Genomic DNA, 17,686 nt, shown 5'->3' on the forward strand with positions numbered 1-17,686 from the left:
CCCAAGGGCTGCCCGGGCGCCAAAGGGCGGCGCCCAGCGTACTGTCCCTTGACTCCGGTATTTATATGAGCGGTCGGTCACTAAGGCGGGCCGGTAAAGTGGGGCACGGGGGATGCGGAGACTATGGCGATTACCTTGAATTGGTCAGTGATGCATCACAAAGGACCTGTAGTCTGGTAGTTGTGATGTTGAATAAGTTTCATTCACCAAATTTTCTACATATATCAGAAAAAGTATCGTGTGGGTATAGAAAATATTGAAGTTAAAAAATGCAGATGCTCATTTTTTCTACATATATGAAAAAAAGTACCTTGTGGGTATAGAATTTGTAGAAGAAGTCTTTACAACTTTCTATATATATGACAAAAACTTGGCTGTGGGCGTAGAAAATTTGGTGCTCTAAAATTTTGGATGCAAAATCTTTCTACATATAGCCGAAAAAGTGCCCGATTGGTATAGAAAATGGGACGATATGTTGAAGAATGCCGCCTCGGCGACTCAAAATGAGTCAAACTGAAACGTCCCCACTGACTCACTGTACTGAAAATGGGACTCAATCCTTGCTAAGCTGTGTATAACAGAAAAAAGCTTCATTGATTGAGAAGGAGGAGTTACCATGATTCAGCACATATATACAGAGGATACCTTAAACCAGAATATTTCTTTTGGGATCTTTAATCGCAGGATCTTTGATAACAGGAAGAACCTCAGGGACCTTTCCAATCACACAGTGATAATCGTGACTGACGAGATCATAGATGAGAGTCTTATCAAGGAGCTGGCAGACGTGATCCTCAAGAAGGGCTGCAAGAACGTGGCATTTTGCGGAACAGCATCCGATGAATGGCAGAGAGTATTTGATGAGGCGGATCGTGAGATCAACGGCTTCAACGATATCACAGGCTATGAGGACTTCGCAGTTATGTGGAGATTTGAGGATATCGAATCTCTTGCAGACGAAGTTTATACATGCTGGAATGAGGTGCTGATCCTCTGCAGCAATATGTCCCTTATCAGAGAGTGTCAGAATGTCTTGGAAGAGGCATGATGTTCATAAATTATACATAAAAGACATTTATAATATTGCTTAACAACGACATCTACAGGAGGAGCAACAATGAGGGAAGCAATTACAAGAAAATGTGATCTTTTAATCGAGAACTGGAAACTGATTCATAAGGGTTATTGGCTCGAGAATGGCAGCATTGCTGCCATAGCAGCTGCTACCTTCGCTGAGAAGGATAGGGACGCCGATGTTGAGATGCTCAAAGAGTGCCATAAGATCCTCAAGAAGAAAGAGGGAATATTCTCAGAGTTCAGAGGCAACAGCGAGCTCATAGTAACATCGAAAATGGCTCTCAGTGCAGATCCCGAGCGCTATCTCGAGGATGTTACAGGAGTATATAAGAAGTTCCAGAAGGGCAAGTTCTGGGGATCCAATTACAGAGCACTTGCTGCCATGACTATTTGCGATGTGGGTAAAGCTTCTGAGGCAGATGCTATTATTGAGAAGACTAACGAGATATTAAAGGGCATGAATAAGGTCCATCCGTTCCTTACATCGGATGAGGATACCTCTTTTGCCGTTCTTCTCGCCATAAGCGGCAAGAAGACAGAAGACATCCTGGAAGAGCTTGAGGAGACCTATCAGTGCCTTAAGAAGAAGTTTTCACTTCATGACAATGCAGTATATTCACTGAGCCAGGTTCTTACTTCATACGAAGGTGGTGCACAGGACAAGGCAGACAAGGCTATAGAAATTTTTGATGCTTTTGCCGCAGCAGGAGCTAAGTATGGCAAGGGCTATGAACTGGCTTCTTTGGGAACACTTATTGGCCTTAATGCCGGATCTGACGATATTGCAGCAGAGGTCGTAGAGACAGCTGATTACTTAAAGGGCAATAAGGGCTTTGGTGCCTTTGACATGGGCAAGGCTACAAGACTTATGTTTGGAACCATGATGGTTGCAGGAGACAATTCAGACGAGAACTACAAGGTCGGAGCGTCTGTTATAAGCGGAGCTGTAGCAAGAGTAGTTGCAGAGCAGACAGCAATGCTAGTTGCTATTATGGCTGCAAGTACTTCTTCCGCAACAACTTCTTCATCACATTGATGAAAGGCAGGACAGTTATGAGAGCATATTTTGCCGGTGGATGCTTTTGGTGCGTCACACCGATCTATAAGATGTACGGAGTAGACAAGGTGGTCTGCGGATATTCCGGAGGGGATGAGGTTGATCCCAAATATGAAGATGTTAAGGCTCAGAAGACAGGGCATCGCGAGACTATTATGCTTGAATATGATTCCGAGAAGGTGACATATGACAAGCTCCTGGATATCTTCCTGGCAAACGTTGATCCATACGACGGAGAGGGACAGTTTATCGACAAGGGATTCTCCTATACCCTGGCGATCTACTACACCACAGAGGAAGAGAAGCTAAGGGCACAGGCTCGTATTAGAAAACTGGAAGAGGAGTCGGGAAAGCGCGCCCGAATTGCAATTGAGAAGTTTAAGAGCTTTTACGAAGCTGAGGAGTATCATCAGGACTACTACCTGAAGAACCCTGAGGCTTTTGAGAAAGAGCTTATAGAGTCCGGCAGGAAAAAGGTATAAAGCAGATGATCAGGAGGTTCTTATGGCAAAGGTATTACTGTTAAACGGCAGTCCTCACGCAAACGGCTGTACAGCCAGAGCACTGGAGGAGATGGTAAATGTCTTTTCACAAGAGGGAGTTGATACTGAGGTTATCCAGGTTGGAAATCAGGATATCCGCGGATGCGTATCCTGCGGCTTTTGTGAAAAGAATAGAAAGTGCGTATTTAATGACCTTGTAAACGAGGTAGCAGAGAAGTTTAAGGATGCTGACGGCCTTGTTGTCGGAAGCCCTGTTTATTATGCTTCTCCCAACGGAACTATCCTTTCGTTTATGGACAGACTCTTTTACAGCACATCTTTCTCCAAGCATCTCAAGGTGGGCGCCGCGGTAGTCAGCTGCAGAAGAGGCGGCAATACAGCAACCTTTGATGCGCTGAACAAATACTTCACTATCAGCGGAATGCCTGTTGCACCCAGTACATACTGGAATCAGGTGCACGGCTTCTCAAGAGAAGATGTTGAGAAGGATCTTGAAGGCCTTCAGACCATGAGAAATCTGGCCAGAAATATGTCCTTTATGATCAAGGCATTTGCTGATGCAAAAGAGAAATATGGCGAGCCTTTGGTGGAGAGAGACTTCTTCACAAGCTTCCCTGATGGCAAGTAATAACAGAGGCAAGGCATGGGAAATGAAAACGGAACCTGGATAATGTACGGTGTTGACTGGAATGATCCGGAATGCCTGCATACTGTCCGGGATGCGATCAACTACATAAATGAGACAGGCTTTTTGCCATTGTTTAAAAATGATATTCCGGGATTCTCGCTGGAGGAGCGCACAGTGCCGGACTACTGGTGGTGCGGAGATCCGGAGGTTGACCCCTGGGAGTGGAGAGAACTTATTGCGCGAAGCACAGAGGTTGCCTATGGCAAGTTCTTTGATAAGAAAGCAGGCTTTATCTCCAAACAGTGGCTTCCGTATTTTGCAAATCACAGGCGCGACGGTTATGACTTTGATGCCCTTTGGGACGATGAGAAGGCTTCAAGGCGCCAGAAGAAGATCATGGATGTACTTGAGCTTGAGCAGGAGATATATTCCAATGAACTTAAAGCCCGTGCAGGTTTTGGCAAGGGCGGAGAAAAGGGCTTTGACGGAACCATCACCGACCTTCAGATGAAGACCTATCTCTGCGTTCGGGACTTCAGGCAGAGGAGGAACAAGAAGGGCGAGCTCTACGGCTGGCCAATAGCAATCTACACCAAGCCTGAGACCTTGTGGGGATATGATCATTTGACATCTGCGTATAGAGAGTCATCTGCCGACTCCGGAGCACGCATTGCAGAACACATGAAAGACATTTATCCGATCGCCACTTCTGCGCAGATGAAAAAGGTCCTGGGCATTAGTTAAATAGGTAAATCAAAGAGCTGCCATCCCAGAACGGGATGACAGCTCTTTTTTAAGAATTTGGGATTTATGACTGTATGTTAAGACATCTTTGAAACATGCTCGAACTTAGCTACCATGTCATCATCAGGTGCCGGTGTAAGAAGACTTACAACCACGATCACGATGATTGCAACAAGGAAAGCAGGAGCAAGTTCATAGAGGTTCCAAACACCACCGAGAGGTCTTACCAGATATTTCCAGATGAATACCATTGCACCACCTGAAATCATTCCGGCAATTGCTCCGAACTTGTTAGCTCTTTTCCAGTAGAGAGACAGGATCATAGCCGGGCCGAATACTGCGCCGAAGCCTGCCCAGGCAAAGGATACGATACCAAATACTGAGCTGTTGGGATTCCATGCGATAACAACACCAAATACAGCAACAGCGATAAGAGTAATTCTTGCAGTCAGCATAGCTGCGCGCTCGGAGAGCTTAATGCCAAGGGTATCCTGAACAATGTTCTCAGAAACTGCAGAAGATGCTGCGATGAGCTGTGAGTCTGCAGTTGACATTGTTGAAGCAAGGATGCCCGCGATGATGATACCTGCTATAAGAGCAAAGAGGAAATTGTACTGGCTAATCTGATTTGCAAGAACAACGATAAGTGTCTCTGCCTTTGATGAGCTGGTTGGATCTTCGATGAGTGATTCAAGAGCGCCGGTCTGAGTCATTGCTCTTCCGATAACGCCGAGGATAACGGCAACACCAAGTGAGAATACAACCCATACGGATGCAATTCTTCTTGAGAGCTTAAGCTCTGATGACTTTCTGACAGCCATGAATCTCAGCAGGATATGAGGCATTCCGAAATATCCGAGTCCCCAGCAGAACATTGTTACCTTGTTAAAGAAGCCGTAGGAGTCAGCTGCACCTGTGGCATTGTTGTAGGTTGCACTTACATCGAGGAATCCCGGAAGGCTCTTGGCATTTTCGGAAACAGCAGCAATACCGCCGGCTGCGTTGATACCGAAGCATACAACAAAGGCAAGGGCAGCAGTCATAACTATTGACTGGATAAAGTCTGTCTTGGAAGCAGCAAGGAATCCGCCGGTTGTGGTGTAGCCCACGATGATGACTGCGGATACGATCATTGCAAGCTGATAGTTAACGCCGAACAGTGATGAAAAGAGCTTACCGCAGGCAGAGAATCCTGATGCTGTATAAGGTACGAAGAATATAAGGATAAATGCAGCGCCGATGCAAAGGATTACATTGCTCTTGTCATTGAAGCGCTTTTTAAAGTAATCAGGGATGGTTATGGCATCCAGAGACTCTGTGTAGTTACGAAGCCTCTTTGCGGTAAAGAGCCAGTTGAGATAGGTTCCGACGATAAGACCGAAAGCTGTCCAGCCTGCGTCGGCAATACCTGAAAAGTAAGCAAGTCCGGGAACTCCCATAAGAAGGTAAGAGCTCATGTCGGAAGCCTCTGCACTCATGGCAGTGACGAAGGGACCGAGCTTTCTTCCGCCCAGATAAAAGTCTTTGACGTCGTTGGTATCCTTGGAACTCACAAAGCCCACAAGAAGCATTCCACAGAGATACACAAGAATTGAGATGATAATTCCAATTTGTGATGATGTCATGTTGTTTCCCCTTTCTTTTTTCATACATGTTTCACTTCACCATGTTAACACATTAAAGAGGTAAATAAAACTACAAATTGTATAATATCTTCATTTATTAAAAAAGATTTCTTCAGTATAATGGGTTGTGGCTGAAAATTGAAAATAAAAAAGGAATAATTACAGTGAACGATAAGATAAAGAGAAAACAATTCATACTATGCTTTGCAGTCTTTTTGACAAACGGAATGCTGGCGCTGTCCATCGGCTCCCTTCTGCCTTTTTTGAGAGATGCTCATGGGCTTGACTATGCATTTTGCGGACTTATAGTAAGCCTTCACTCCGTGGGAAATCTCTTTTCAAGCTTCTTCTCCGGAGCGCTTCCTATGCTTATAGGAAGGAAAAAGAGTATTCTCCTCTTCGAGATCTTTTTCCCATTGTCATTTCTCATAATGCTCTTTGGAGGAAACAGATTTCTTCTGGCATTTGCTTTCTTCGCAACGGGAGTTGCAAGAGGCGCATCAAGTAACTACTGCAACACCAAGATAAACTCAATAGCAACAGGAATGGCCTGGGCTCTTAACTGCCTCCATGCCTGCTTTGCTGTCGGAGCCTTCGCATTTCCGCTGATCCTTATGATGATCACAAGGACTCAGAGCACTAACTGGGTTTATGCCTGCATCTTCCTGGTGGTTTTGGGTGTCCTTACCTGCGTTATGTACTACATGATCCCTGAGGATCAGGATGAGGTAAAAGAGCTTGACCAAAAGAAAGAGAAAAAAGCCGGCAATACTTTTGGGTTTTTCAGTGAACCCATATTTTACATTGTCACAGCTACACTGTTTTTCTATCTCTGCGCTGAGCAGGGAGTAATCGGCTGGATGATCACCTATTTTAAGGATACAGGTCTTTTGCCTCCAAACCTTGCACAGAGCACAGCCAGCATCCTATGGATAATGATACTGTGCGGAAGACTGACGACAGCCTTCCTTTCTACCAAAGTCAGAAAAGAAAATCTTCTGCCGGCCATGGGCATCGGAATTGTGCTCTTCTTCATCGTGCTTATCATGTCCAGATCAACGACTCCTATCGTTATAGGGATCATGGGCTTTGGCTTTTCCATGGCAGGAATTTACGCAACCACAGTGTCTTTTGCCGGAGAACTCATCAAGAAATACAGCCTTGCCTGGAGCTTCATTTTGACAACAGCCAGTTTCGGGTCTATAATCATGCCTTCTATAGTTGGTTTTATCGCCGATGATTTTGGCATCGCAACAGGAGTCGGAAGCATTGCGATAGCTCTTTTCATCGACATGATCTTCATCATGATATTAGTAAGAAAAGTAAAGAAGGGTATCAACATAAAATGAACATTATCATTGCGAACATAATAGATTTCGTGGCTGCCATAGTCCAGGTAGGATCCGGCGCCATCAAGAAAAAGAGCAGGATTCTTATTGTGCAGACCATCCAGCTCCTTATGCAGGCTGTGAGCATGCTCCTTCTCGGGGGAGTGACAGGCGCTGTCAGCAACGTCCTTTCCTGCTTCAGGAATTTCCTGTGCTACAAGGACAAGCTGAATCTTGCGTGGAAGATAATTCTTATAGTTGCATCCATAGGATTTACCATCGCCCTCAATGACCAGGGATTTCTTGGAATTATTCCGGCAGCAGTCTGCACCGTCTATATTATATTTATGGATATCAAGGACCCTGTTAAGTTTAAGCTCCTTGTGACACTTTCATTTGTGCCCTGGGCGATCTATCACTTTGTCCTGAAGTCCTATACCGGTGCTGCTTTCGATGCTCTTACAGTTGTAACCAGCACAGTCACACTCATCAAAATGATCATGGACTCCAGGAAAGAAAAAGCAAAAAAGGCTGAAGATATACAATAAGAAAGGAAGGACTTTCGTCCTTCCCTTATTTTTGTGTATGTATGAAAAAGAAATGTTAATCGTCAATGTCAAAATCTACGATCTGTCCTGTTGAAACTTCGATATCGTAATTGTATTCAATAAATCCCTTGTGGAATTCTACTTCCCAAACTTCCATTCCATCATCATAATCTTTCTTAACTATAGGAAACTGCACTTCGCTCTGCTTGTATCCTGCATGTGTGAGTGCTATCTGAAGAGCCTGATCCTTTGTAACAGGGCCTGTGAAAGTCTGTGTTGTTGTAGGAGTTGTAGTTGTGGTATATACCGGAGCGTATTTCTTTCCGTCTCTTCCTTGTCCACTGTGACATGGACGTGCTGCAAATGCTGTCATGGGTAATGCCGTAACTGCTATAGCTACTGTTGCCATAAGTGTTGCTGCTCTTGTGATCATAGTCTTCTTCATAATTTTATTCTCCTTTATGTGCTATTTTTATTTGCTTCTCTGAAGCGTTGTTGTCTTTTGATAGGTTAAGAATAACAAAACTAAAATCACAAAACTGTCACACTACCTTAAAAGTAATTCGTCTGCCCCATCAAATGGGTTTTATGCTATACTATATTAGTGATAATTTTGCATCTAATGTCCAATACGTTGGGGGAAGAGGACTAGAAATATGGCTGGTAAGAACAGAGTAAAACTAAAGGGGAGACTTAAGTCTTATTTTCGCGTCTTTACATATCTTGGAATCCTGCTGGCGCTGGTCAATCTGGCGGTGTTTACTGTCAGTATCACTGCCGGTCTGATTCTTCTTGCGTTCACAGGACTTTATTTCATTGCGGTTTTATATATGCATTTCTACAGCAAGCCCATCATTATGAATGAGCTTGTCAGCTTTGCTACGGAGTACGGTCAGATCCAGAAGAAGCTCCTGAGGGAACTGGACCTTGCCCATGCTGTACTTGATGACACCGGCAAGGTTGTCTGGACCAACTCGGCGTTTGAGAAGATCGTTCATCAGGAGAGAGGATACAGAAAGTCTATAACATCTCTTTTCCCGACTATCACGGTAGATAAGTTCCCGGTTGGTTATGAGGAGCTCTCCTACGAACTCGAATACGAGAACAGTAACTACACCATGAAGCTCAAGAGGATCTCGTTAAAAGAGATGGCGACCAACAGCGACATCATTGATGCCGAGGGGTACGACGGAAGTCTTATAGCTGTTTATCTGTTTGATGAGACAGCACTTAAGCTGGCAATTCAGGAAGTAGATAATCAGTCACTGGCAGCAGGACTTATTTATCTTGATAACTACGAAGAGGCGCTGGACAGCGTAGAGGAAGTAAGAAGATCTCTTTTGACAGCTCTTATCGACCGTAAGATCAACAAGTATATCGCTTCCTGTAACGGTATTACCAAGAAGATTGAGAAGGATAAGTACTTCGTTGTAATGCCCAAGAAGTCATGTGAGCTTTTGAGGGAACAGCGATTTGATATCTTAGAGGATGTAAAGACCGTCAATATCGGTAATGAGATGGCAGTTACCTTGAGTATCGGTATCGGTCTTAACGGACTCTCCTATGCGCAGAATTACGAGTTTGCAAGAAACGCCATCGACGTTGCTCTCGGCCGAGGCGGAGACCAGGCGGTTGTCAAGACTGCGGACAGCATCTCCTACTACGGAGGCAAGAGTCAGCAGATCGAGAAGAGTACAAGGGTTAAGGCAAGAGTTAAAGCTCACGCCCTTCGAGAGATCATTTCAGGCAAAGACGATGTCATCGTAATGGGACACAGAATGGGTGATGTGGACAGCTTCGGATCCTCCGTTGGTATCTACAGAATTGCCAAGACTCTGGACAAGAAGTGTCACATCGTTTTGAACGATGTCACAACTTCCATGCAGCCACTGGTTGACCTGTTTAAGTCTAATCCCGAGTACGAGGATGACATGATCATATCCAATCAGCAGGCCATTGATATGGCAGGCAACAACACGGTTCTTGTGGTAGTTGATGTTAATAAGCCCAGCATTACCGAGTGCCCTGAGCTTCTTAGATTCTGCAAGACCATAGTTGTTCTCGATCACCACAGGCAGGGTGCAGAGGTTATAGAGAATGCCACTCTTTCCTATGTTGAGCCATATGCTTCATCAGCTTGTGAGATGGTATCGGAGATCCTTCAGTACATCGGTGACAACGTCAAGATCCACGCAGAAGAGGCTGACAGTCTCTACTCAGGTATCATGGTAGACACCAACAACTTCATGAACAAGACCGGTGTCAGAACCTTTGAGGCAGCAGCGTTCCTTCGCAGAAACGGCGCAGACGTAACAAGAGTAAGAAAGCTCTTTAGAGAGGACGTAGGCGAGTACAAGGCCAAGGCTGACGCAGTAAGTCAGGCAGAGATCTACAAGGGCAGATTTGCAATATCGGTTCTTACCAATGACGATATTTCAAGCCCGACCATCGTTGGCGCTCAGGCAGCCAATGAACTTTTGAACATCAAGGGAGTAAGAGCCAGCTTTGTATGCACTGACTACCAGAATCAGGTATATGTCAGCGCCAGATCCATCGATGAAGTCAACGTACAGGTTATCATGGAGAAGCTCGGCGGAGGCGGCCACATGAGCAGCGCCGGATGTCAGATGGAAGGCGTCTCAGTCAACGAGGCCATTGCCACACTTAAGAAGACACTTGATAAAATGCTAGAAGAAGGAGAATTGTAATATAATGCAGGTTATTTTATTAGAAGACGTAAAGAGTTTAGGAAAAAAGGGCGAAGTCGTTAAGGTTAGCGACGGATATGCCAAGAATATGCTTATCCCCAAGAAGCTGGGCGTAGAGGCTACGCAGAAGAACCTTAACGAGCTCAAGAACCAGCAGAAGAGGGATTCAATCGTTGCCAAACAGCAGCTCGACGAAGCCAAGGCTTACGGTGAGAAGATTGCAGAGAAGACAGTTCAGCTCACAATGAAGGCCGGTGAAGGCGGAAGAGTATTCGGCTCTGTTTCGTCAAAAGAGATCGTGACAGCCGCCAAGCAGCAGTTCGGATTTGACATTGATAAGAAGAAACTTCAGATGCCTGAGCCCATCAAGGCTTTCGGCACCTACGAGATTCCCGTTAAGCTTCATCCACAGGTTACAACCACTTTGAAGGTTCAGGTAAAGGAACAGTAATATGCAGGAAGAGACCATTCTGAAAAGAGTGGCACCAAACAGCCTTGAAGCTGAGCAGTCCGTTGTGGGCGCCATGCTTCTTGACAGGGAAGCCATTCACGTAGCATCTGAGATAATAACGGCAGATGACTTCTATAACAAACAACTTGGAATACTGTTCCAGACCATGGAGGAGATTGAGGCTGACGGAAGAGTGGTGGATGTTGTCACACTTCAGGACAGACTAAGGGACAAGAACGTATCGGCGCAGACCAGCAGCGCAGAGTATCTGGCAAGCCTCGTTGATGCTGTGCCCACCTCTGCCAACGTCAAGTACTATGCCCAGATCGTTGCTGAGAAGTCCACACTCAGAAAGCTCATCCACGTCAGCGAAGATACCATCAACAACTGCTACAACAATGCAGATGACATGGAAGGAATCCTCAATGATGCTGAAAAGAGCGTATTCCAGATAACACAAAAGAGAAACACCGGAGAGTTCGTCGCCATCGACAAGATCGTTATGAACGCTCTGGACAGAATAGAGAAAGCCAGCAAGACCACAGGAAACGTAACGGGCCATGCCACCGGCTTTACAGATCTTGATTATGACACAGCAGGCTTCCAGCCTTCGGATCTTATACTTATCGCAGCGAGACCTTCAATGGGTAAGACGGCGTTCGTTCTTAACATCGCTGAGCACATGGCTTTCCATGACGATAAGTGTGTTGCCATCTTCTCACTCGAGATGAGTAAGGAGCAGCTGGTAAACCGTCTGTTGTCCATGGAGTCCCACGTTGATTCACAGCACATCCGTACCGGCAACATGTCGGACATGGACTGGGAGAACCTCATCGAGAGCGCTGATGTAGTGGGAAAGAGCAGACTTATCATCGACGATACTCCCGGTATCTCAATCCAGGAGCTCCGTTCAAAGTGCAGAAAGTACAAGATGGAGTTTGGCCTTCAGGTAATCATGATCGACTACCTGCAGCTCATGACAGGAGGAACAGGAAGAAGTTCTGAATCAAGACAGCAGGAGATTTCAGACATTTCACGTGCCCTTAAGGCACTTGCCAGAGAACTAAACGTTCCTGTTGTAGCCCTCTCACAGCTCTCCCGTGCGGTTGAGCAAAGACCCGATCACAGGCCCATGCTTTCAGACCTTCGTGAGTCCGGAGCCATCGAGCAGGATGCGGATATGGTAATGTTCATCTACAGAGATGACTACTACAATAAAGACACCGAGAAGAAGGGCGTTGCTGACATCATTATTGCCAAGCAGAGAAACGGCCCAATCGGAACGGTAGAGCTTATGTGGCTTCCGCAGTTCACTAAGTTCGCCAATCTTGAAAAAGGAAGATAAAAAAAGAGCCTTTCGGCAGATGCCGAAAGGCTCATGTTTTTGTATTCAATTAACCCTGAGAGATAGCTGAAACAGGGCACTGAGCAGCACATGATCCGCAATCGATACATGTGTCAGCGTCGATAACGTACTGTGTGTCTCCCTGAGAAATAGCTGAAACAGGGCACTGAGCAGCGCATGATCCGCAGCTGATGCAACCATCACTAATAACGTATGCCATAATAAATTCTCCTTCCATAAATAAAAAAGTTACTACTAATGTGTAGCATAACAAAGCGGCTTAGCCATACCTGCCTTTGTTACTTATTTATCATAATATAGAAAAAGTGATTAATCAATAACAATAACGAAAACTTTTATCAGATTAATTGATAAAAATATTATAAATTGGCTGACAATCTTTTATAAAAATGGTACTATGGAAGACGGCAGAATACGTGCATTTCATCCGTACACAGCTGTTTTCTATGGGAGGAAAAAGAGTGTGGACGGTGTTTTTGCGCGTTTTTGATTCTAATCAAGTTTTTACAACACTTATTGTCGTATACTGACAATTGTGTAAAAAGCCAAGAACTCACAATATAATAAGGTAGGAGGAATTAAAATGGCAAGAAACATGAAAACCATGGACGGTAACGAAGCTGCTGCATATGCTTCATATGCATTCACTGAAGTTGCCGCTATGTACCCAATCACACCATCATCTGTTATGCCTGAGCATGTAGATGAGTGGGCAACAGCCGGAAAGAAAAACATTTTCGGCCGTACAGTTCAGATTACTGAGATGCAGTCTGAGGCTGGTGCAGCAGGTGCTGTACACGGATCACTGGTAGTAGGTGCTCTTACATCTACATACACAGCTTCTCAGGGACTTCTTCTTATGATCCCTGATATCTACAAGGTAGCTGGTGAGAGACTTCCAGGCGTATTCAACGTATCAGCTCGTTGCGTAGCTTCTCACGCTCTTAACATCTTCGGTGATCACTCTGACGTATATGCTTGCCGCCAGACTGGTGCTGCTATGCTCTGCGATTCTAGTGTACAGGAGGTTATGGACTTAACACCTGTTGCTTACTGCGCAGCAATCGAAGGCAGAATTCCTTTTATTAACTTCTTTGATGGATTCCGTACTTCACACGAGATTCAGAAGATCGAAGTATGGGATTATAAGGATCTCGATGAGATGGTTAACCATGAAGCAATCGATGCTTTCAAGGCTGGCGCTCTCAATCCTAATCATCCTTGTCAGATGGGCTCAGCTCAGAACCCTGATATCTTCTTCCAGACAAGAGAAGCTTGTAACACAGGTTACAACGAGCTTCCTGCAATTGTTCAGAAGTACATGGACAAGGTTAATGCTAAGATTGGTACAGATTACAAGCTCTTCAACTACTACGGCGATCCTAACGCAGAGGTAGTTATCGTAGCTATGGGTTCTGTAAACGATACAATCGAAGAGACAATCGATTACCTTGAGAAGCAGGGCAAGAAGGTTGGTGTTGTAAAGGTTAGACTTTACAGACCTTTCTCAGCTAAGGCTCTTGTTGATGCTATCCCTGATTCAGTTAAGAGAATCGAAGTTCTCGACAGAACTAAGGAGCCCGGTTCATACCGTGAGCCTCTTGCTCTTGATGTTATCGCAGCTCTTAAGGGAACAAAGTTTGAGTCAGTTCCTGTATTCTGCGGACGTTACGGCCTTGGTTCAAAGGATACAACTCCTGCTCAGATCGTTGCTGTATTCAACAACGATACTAAGGAAGAGTTCACAATCGGTATCGAAGATGATGTAACAAATCTTTCACTTGATGCCGGTGCACCTCTCGTTACAACACCTGAGGGAACAACAAACTGCAAGTTCTGGGGTCTTGGTGCTGACGGTACTGTTGGTGCTAACAAGAACTCCATCAAGATCATTGGTGATAACACAGACATGTATGCTCAGGCATACTTCGATTATGACTCTAAGAAGTCAGGCGGTGTTACAATGTCTCACCTTAGATTTGGTAAGAAGCCTATCAAGTCAACTTACCTCATCAAGAAGGCAGACTTCGTAGCTTGCCACAATCCTTCATACATCCGCAAGTTCAACATGGTTCAGGAGCTTGTTGATGGAGGATCATTCCTTCTTAACTGCCCTTGGACAGTAGATCAGCTTGAGACTGAGATCCCCGGCCAGGTTAAGAAGTTCATGTATGACCACAAGATCAACTTCTACATCATGAACGGTTCTAAGATCGGTGTTGAGGTTGGAATGGGACCTACAAGAATTAACACAATTCTTCAGTCAGCATTCTTCAATATCACAAAGATCATTCCTGAGGAAGACGCTATCAAGTTCATGAAGGACGCTGCTCAGAAGACATACGGCCGTAAGGGTGAAGATGTTGTTAAGAAGAACTGGGATGCTATCGATGCCGGTGCAGATCCTAAGAACCTTATCAAGGTAGAGATTCCTGAGTCATGGGCTAACGCACAGGATGAGGGTCTTGAGTTCAAGAAGGCAGAAGGATCAAGAAAGGATGTTATCGACTTTGTTAACAACATCCAGTCAAAGGTTAACGCTCAGGAAGGTAACACTCTTAAGGTTTCAGAGGTTCTTCCTTACGTTGCAGGTGATACACCTTCAGGATCAGCTGCATACGAGAAGAGAGGTATCGCAGTAAATGTTCCTAAGTGGAATGCTGAGAAGTGCGTACAGTGTGGCTTCTGCTCACTCGTATGTCCTCACGCTGCAATCCGTACAGTTGCTCTTACAGACGACGAAGTTGCTAAGGCTCCTGCAGGTCTTGAGACTAAGGACCTTAACGGCGTTCCCGGATACAAGTTCTCAGTTGTTATCTCTGCTCTTGATTGTACAGGTTGCGGATCTTGCGCAAATGTATGTCTTGGAAACAAGCAGGGTGAGACCCTTAAGATGGGTGCTATTGCAGACAACAAGGACGAGCAGGTTTACTTCGATTATGCAGTAACTCTTCCTATCAAGGATGAAGTTGTTGAGAAGCTTAAAGAGACATCTATCAGAGGTTCACAGTTCAAGCAGCCTCTCCTTGAGTTCTCAGGCGCATGTGCTGGTTGTGGTGAGACACCTTACGTTAAACTTGTTACTCAGCTCTTTGGTGAGAGAATGTACGTTGCAAACGCTACAGGATGTACATCAATCTGGGGTAACTCTTCACCTTCAACACCTTACACAGTAAATGCTAAGGGACAGGGTCCTGCATGGGATAACTCACTGTTCGAGGATAATGCTGAGTTTGGTATGGGTATGGTACTCGCTCAGAACGCTCTCCGTGATGCAATCAAGGAGAAGGTTGAGGAGATCGTTGCTGCTGGTGGCGCTGCTAAGGATGCTGCTCAGAAGTGGCTCGATACATTCTCAAATGGTGCTGAGAACTTCGCTGCTACAGATGCTCTTGTTGAGGCTCTTGCAGGCGATAACTCAGACGCAGCTAAGTATGTTCTTAAGAACAAAGACTTTGCAGCTAAGAAGTCACAGTGGATCTTCGGTGGTGACGGATGGGCATTCGATATCGGATTCGGTGGTCTCGATCACGTACTTGCTTCCGGTAAGGATGTAAACGTACTCGTTGTAAACACTGAGGTTTACTCAAATACAGGCGGACAGTCATCTAAGGCTACACCTACAGGTGCTGTTGCACAGTTCGCTGCAGGCGGAAAAGAGATCAAGCAGAAGGATCTTGCTTCTATCGCAATGAGCTATGGTTATGTATATGTTGCACAGATCGCTATGGGTGCTAACATGCAGCAGACCATCAACGCAATCAAAGAGGCAGAGGCTTATCCTGGACCTTCACTTATCATCGCTTATGCTCCTTGTATCAACCAGGGTCTTAAGGCCGGCATGAACAAGGTTATGGATGAGGAGAAGAAGGCTGTAGCTACAGGATACTGGGATATGTTCAGATTCAATCCTGAGGCAGAGAACAAGTTCACTCTTGATTCCAAGCCTGCTACAGAGGACTTCCAGAGCTTCCTTGATGGTGAGGTTAGATACCTTTCACTTAAGCTCAAGAATCCTGAGAGAGCTGCTAAGCTCAATGCAGCTGCTGCAGAGCACGCTAAGGAGCACAGAGCTTATCTTGAGAAGCTGGTTGCTCTTTACGGAAAAGATTGATCTTTCGATCATCTGAGAGTTAAACAGATATAATAAAAACCCCATGGCCGATGGCCATGGGGTTTTTTTATATACATCGTTAAATTTTTGAAAGAGTCTGCACTGCGTTATCCTTGATAACTACAGTGAAGTGCTCAGCCAGATAGTGCTCATCTGCTGTATTGCCGATCTCTGTCTGACCGTACTCGGTAAGAAGAGAGCAGATGTTTGCAAATACTGCACTGTCTATGTCACCCTGATGAAGTATCAGGTAGTACTTACCTTTTGCTTCGTTCTTGTAGAGAGTATTTACTCCACAGAACTTGCGATTAACTATTGCTGCGAATTTAGTAACCTCGTGAAGGGAATTGAATGAGAAGATTCTCGATCCCTTTCTGCTTGGAACGCCCTTTTTCTTGGGACCGGATGTTTTCTCTTTAACCTTCTTGGAATCTGACTGTGATCCGAAAGGAGTATCGATGAAGTCGCTCATGTTACTGTGCTGAAGTCTCTTGAAAAGACTCATCACATCCTCTTCATCATCCTCTTCTTCCTCATCGTACTCGTAGTCTTCATCCTCATCGTCCTCATCCTCGTCCTCTTCATGAACGGAAGGAGCGAAATTGGAGAACCTGGTATCAAGTTCATCCGGATCCTCTACCTTGGTTATTATAAGGACAATACATTCTGAGTTGATGGGAATGGCCTCGATCATAAGCGGAGTATCTTCGGCGTCAAATCCAAACTCTATATTTGCCTGCTGCATCATGTCCTGGAAAAGCTCTTTTGCCTTGTCCGTTCCATATGCAAGCTCAGTAATCTTGAGGTCTCTCTTCGCAAGGTCATCTCTGGTAAGTGTACATCTGATCTGGTGATCGTTTACTTTTTCAATCTTCATGATGCATACCTCCTCTCCTGACTTTGGAATACATAGATATTAAGTGCTTAAATATACTATGTCAATAGGTATATCGTCATTTTAATGCTAAAAACCTACCATCTACATAAAATCTTAAGAATTCTACAAAAAATCTTAAGAAATTTCGACGGTAAATCTTAAGATTTTGCTGTTATCATTGTTTCTTGTGAGGCGCTCCTGCGAGACTTAAGTCCGGAAAGGAGGCGTGATAGGGAAATTTTAAACTTCTATTTTTCTTTTTTCTTACCAATGCGGTAAGATGTCTTAGTAGTTTCAAATATGATTCCCCTAAGAACAAACAACAAACAAAATTCAGACAAACAAAATCTTTTATTTCTACTTAAATTATACCATATTTTGTACGAGTCAAAATATGTGGCGGAAGGATTTGTGGTTGGGCGCTTCTAAATATTAAAATATGTCAACATCAAAAACGGGTATCTGAACTGTTCACTTGAGGAATTTATCACGTGTATTGCCTTTTGGGAATCTGGTATCCGAATGGCGAAAGGAAAATCCATAATAACAATCAACCTTTGCAAAATGGACCCCACCATGCACAACAAGTTAGTTTTAACATAGATTGTTAACAGGATAGGAGTACTTTCATTAATGACGTAAACTTAATAGTCTGTTATA

At 44.7% G+C, this 17,686-nt stretch carries 15 protein-coding genes; 11 read left to right on the plus strand and 4 right to left on the minus strand.

The window, feature by feature from the left end:
* The first annotated feature begins 616 nt into the window (after window positions 1-616).
* From G632_RS0116990 to G632_RS0117010, 5 genes are all read left to right on the plus strand, one after another.
* A complete protein-coding gene (locus G632_RS0116990; protein WP_022770732.1) occupies window positions 617-1,048 on the plus strand; it encodes a DUF7684 family protein in 432 nt (143 codons plus the stop codon).
* A 69-nt stretch (window positions 1,049-1,117) separates the two neighbouring features.
* The gene (locus G632_RS0116995) at window positions 1,118-2,113 is read left to right on the plus strand and encodes a DUF4003 family protein (RefSeq protein ID WP_022770733.1); all 996 of its coding nucleotides are present in this window, start codon (window positions 1,118-1,120) and stop codon (window positions 2,111-2,113) included.
* A 17-nt stretch (window positions 2,114-2,130) separates the two neighbouring features.
* Entirely contained in the window at window positions 2,131-2,616 is a 486-nt protein-coding gene (gene msrA, locus G632_RS0117000; protein ID WP_022770734.1) for a peptide-methionine (S)-S-oxide reductase MsrA, read from the plus strand.
* 22 nt (window positions 2,617-2,638) lie between these two features.
* A complete protein-coding gene (locus G632_RS0117005; RefSeq protein WP_022770735.1) occupies window positions 2,639-3,265 on the plus strand; it encodes a flavodoxin family protein in 627 nt (208 codons plus the stop codon).
* A gap of 15 nt (window positions 3,266-3,280) precedes the next feature.
* Window positions 3,281-4,009 carry an AlkZ-related protein gene (locus G632_RS0117010; RefSeq protein WP_022770736.1) on the plus strand — a complete coding sequence of 243 codons (729 nt, stop codon included), beginning with the start codon at window positions 3,281-3,283 and terminating at the stop codon, window positions 4,007-4,009.
* Window positions 4,010-4,086: 77 nt separating this feature from the next.
* Here G632_RS0117010 and G632_RS0117015 read toward each other — a convergent pair whose 3' ends face one another.
* Window positions 4,087-5,634: a sodium/proline symporter gene (locus G632_RS0117015; RefSeq protein WP_022770737.1), complete on the minus strand. Its 1,548-nt coding sequence runs from the start codon at window positions 5,632-5,634 to the stop codon at window positions 4,087-4,089.
* A 164-nt stretch (window positions 5,635-5,798) separates the two neighbouring features.
* Between G632_RS0117015 and G632_RS0117020 the strand changes: the two genes are divergently transcribed.
* Complete coding sequence (locus G632_RS0117020) at window positions 5,799-6,983, plus strand: MFS transporter (protein ID WP_242826735.1); 1,185 nt, start codon at window positions 5,799-5,801, stop codon at window positions 6,981-6,983.
* A complete protein-coding gene (locus G632_RS0117025; protein ID WP_022770739.1) occupies window positions 6,980-7,510 on the plus strand; it encodes a YgjV family protein in 531 nt (176 codons plus the stop codon). The genes G632_RS0117020 and G632_RS0117025 overlap by 4 nt, the downstream gene beginning before the upstream one ends.
* Window positions 7,511-7,565: 55 nt before the next feature.
* Here G632_RS0117025 and G632_RS21525 read toward each other — a convergent pair whose 3' ends face one another.
* Window positions 7,566-7,955: a PepSY domain-containing protein gene (locus G632_RS21525; protein ID WP_026512671.1), complete on the minus strand. Its 390-nt coding sequence runs from the start codon at window positions 7,953-7,955 to the stop codon at window positions 7,566-7,568.
* Between the two features lie 211 nt (window positions 7,956-8,166).
* Between G632_RS21525 and G632_RS0117035 the strand changes: the two genes are divergently transcribed.
* The 3 genes from G632_RS0117035 to dnaB are packed head-to-tail and all read left to right on the plus strand — an operon-like array spanning window position 8,167 to window position 12,014.
* Window positions 8,167-10,218 carry a DHH family phosphoesterase gene (locus G632_RS0117035; RefSeq protein WP_022770740.1) on the plus strand — a complete coding sequence of 684 codons (2,052 nt, stop codon included), beginning with the start codon at window positions 8,167-8,169 and terminating at the stop codon, window positions 10,216-10,218.
* Between the two features lie 4 nt (window positions 10,219-10,222).
* Window positions 10,223-10,669, plus strand: a complete 447-nt coding sequence (gene rplI / locus G632_RS0117040) for a 50S ribosomal protein L9 (protein ID WP_022770741.1) — start codon at window positions 10,223-10,225, stop codon at window positions 10,667-10,669.
* A 1-nt stretch (window position 10,670) separates the two neighbouring features.
* Window positions 10,671-12,014 carry a replicative DNA helicase gene (dnaB, locus tag G632_RS0117045; RefSeq protein WP_022770742.1) on the plus strand — a complete coding sequence of 448 codons (1,344 nt, stop codon included), beginning with the start codon at window positions 10,671-10,673 and terminating at the stop codon, window positions 12,012-12,014.
* Between the two features lie 49 nt (window positions 12,015-12,063).
* Here dnaB and G632_RS0117050 read toward each other — a convergent pair whose 3' ends face one another.
* On the minus strand, window positions 12,064-12,234 hold the full coding sequence (locus G632_RS0117050; RefSeq protein ID WP_022766260.1) for a DUF362 domain-containing protein: 171 nt from the start codon (window positions 12,232-12,234) through the stop codon (window positions 12,064-12,066).
* A gap of 384 nt (window positions 12,235-12,618) precedes the next feature.
* Between G632_RS0117050 and nifJ the strand changes: the two genes are divergently transcribed.
* Window positions 12,619-16,149 (plus strand): pyruvate:ferredoxin (flavodoxin) oxidoreductase, encoded by a 3,531-nt coding sequence (nifJ, locus tag G632_RS0117055; RefSeq protein ID WP_022770743.1) that lies wholly within the window; start codon window positions 12,619-12,621, stop codon window positions 16,147-16,149.
* 79 nt (window positions 16,150-16,228) lie between these two features.
* On the opposite strand, the gene G632_RS0117060 is transcribed toward nifJ, so the two are convergent.
* Complete coding sequence (locus tag G632_RS0117060; RefSeq protein WP_022770744.1) at window positions 16,229-17,026, minus strand: adaptor protein MecA; 798 nt, start codon at window positions 17,024-17,026, stop codon at window positions 16,229-16,231.
* Window positions 17,027-17,686 lie beyond the last annotated feature (660 nt).

The sequence above is a fragment of the Butyrivibrio sp. NC2007 genome (assembly GCF_000421405.1).
GTDB lineage: Bacteria > Bacillota > Clostridia > Lachnospirales > Lachnospiraceae > Butyrivibrio.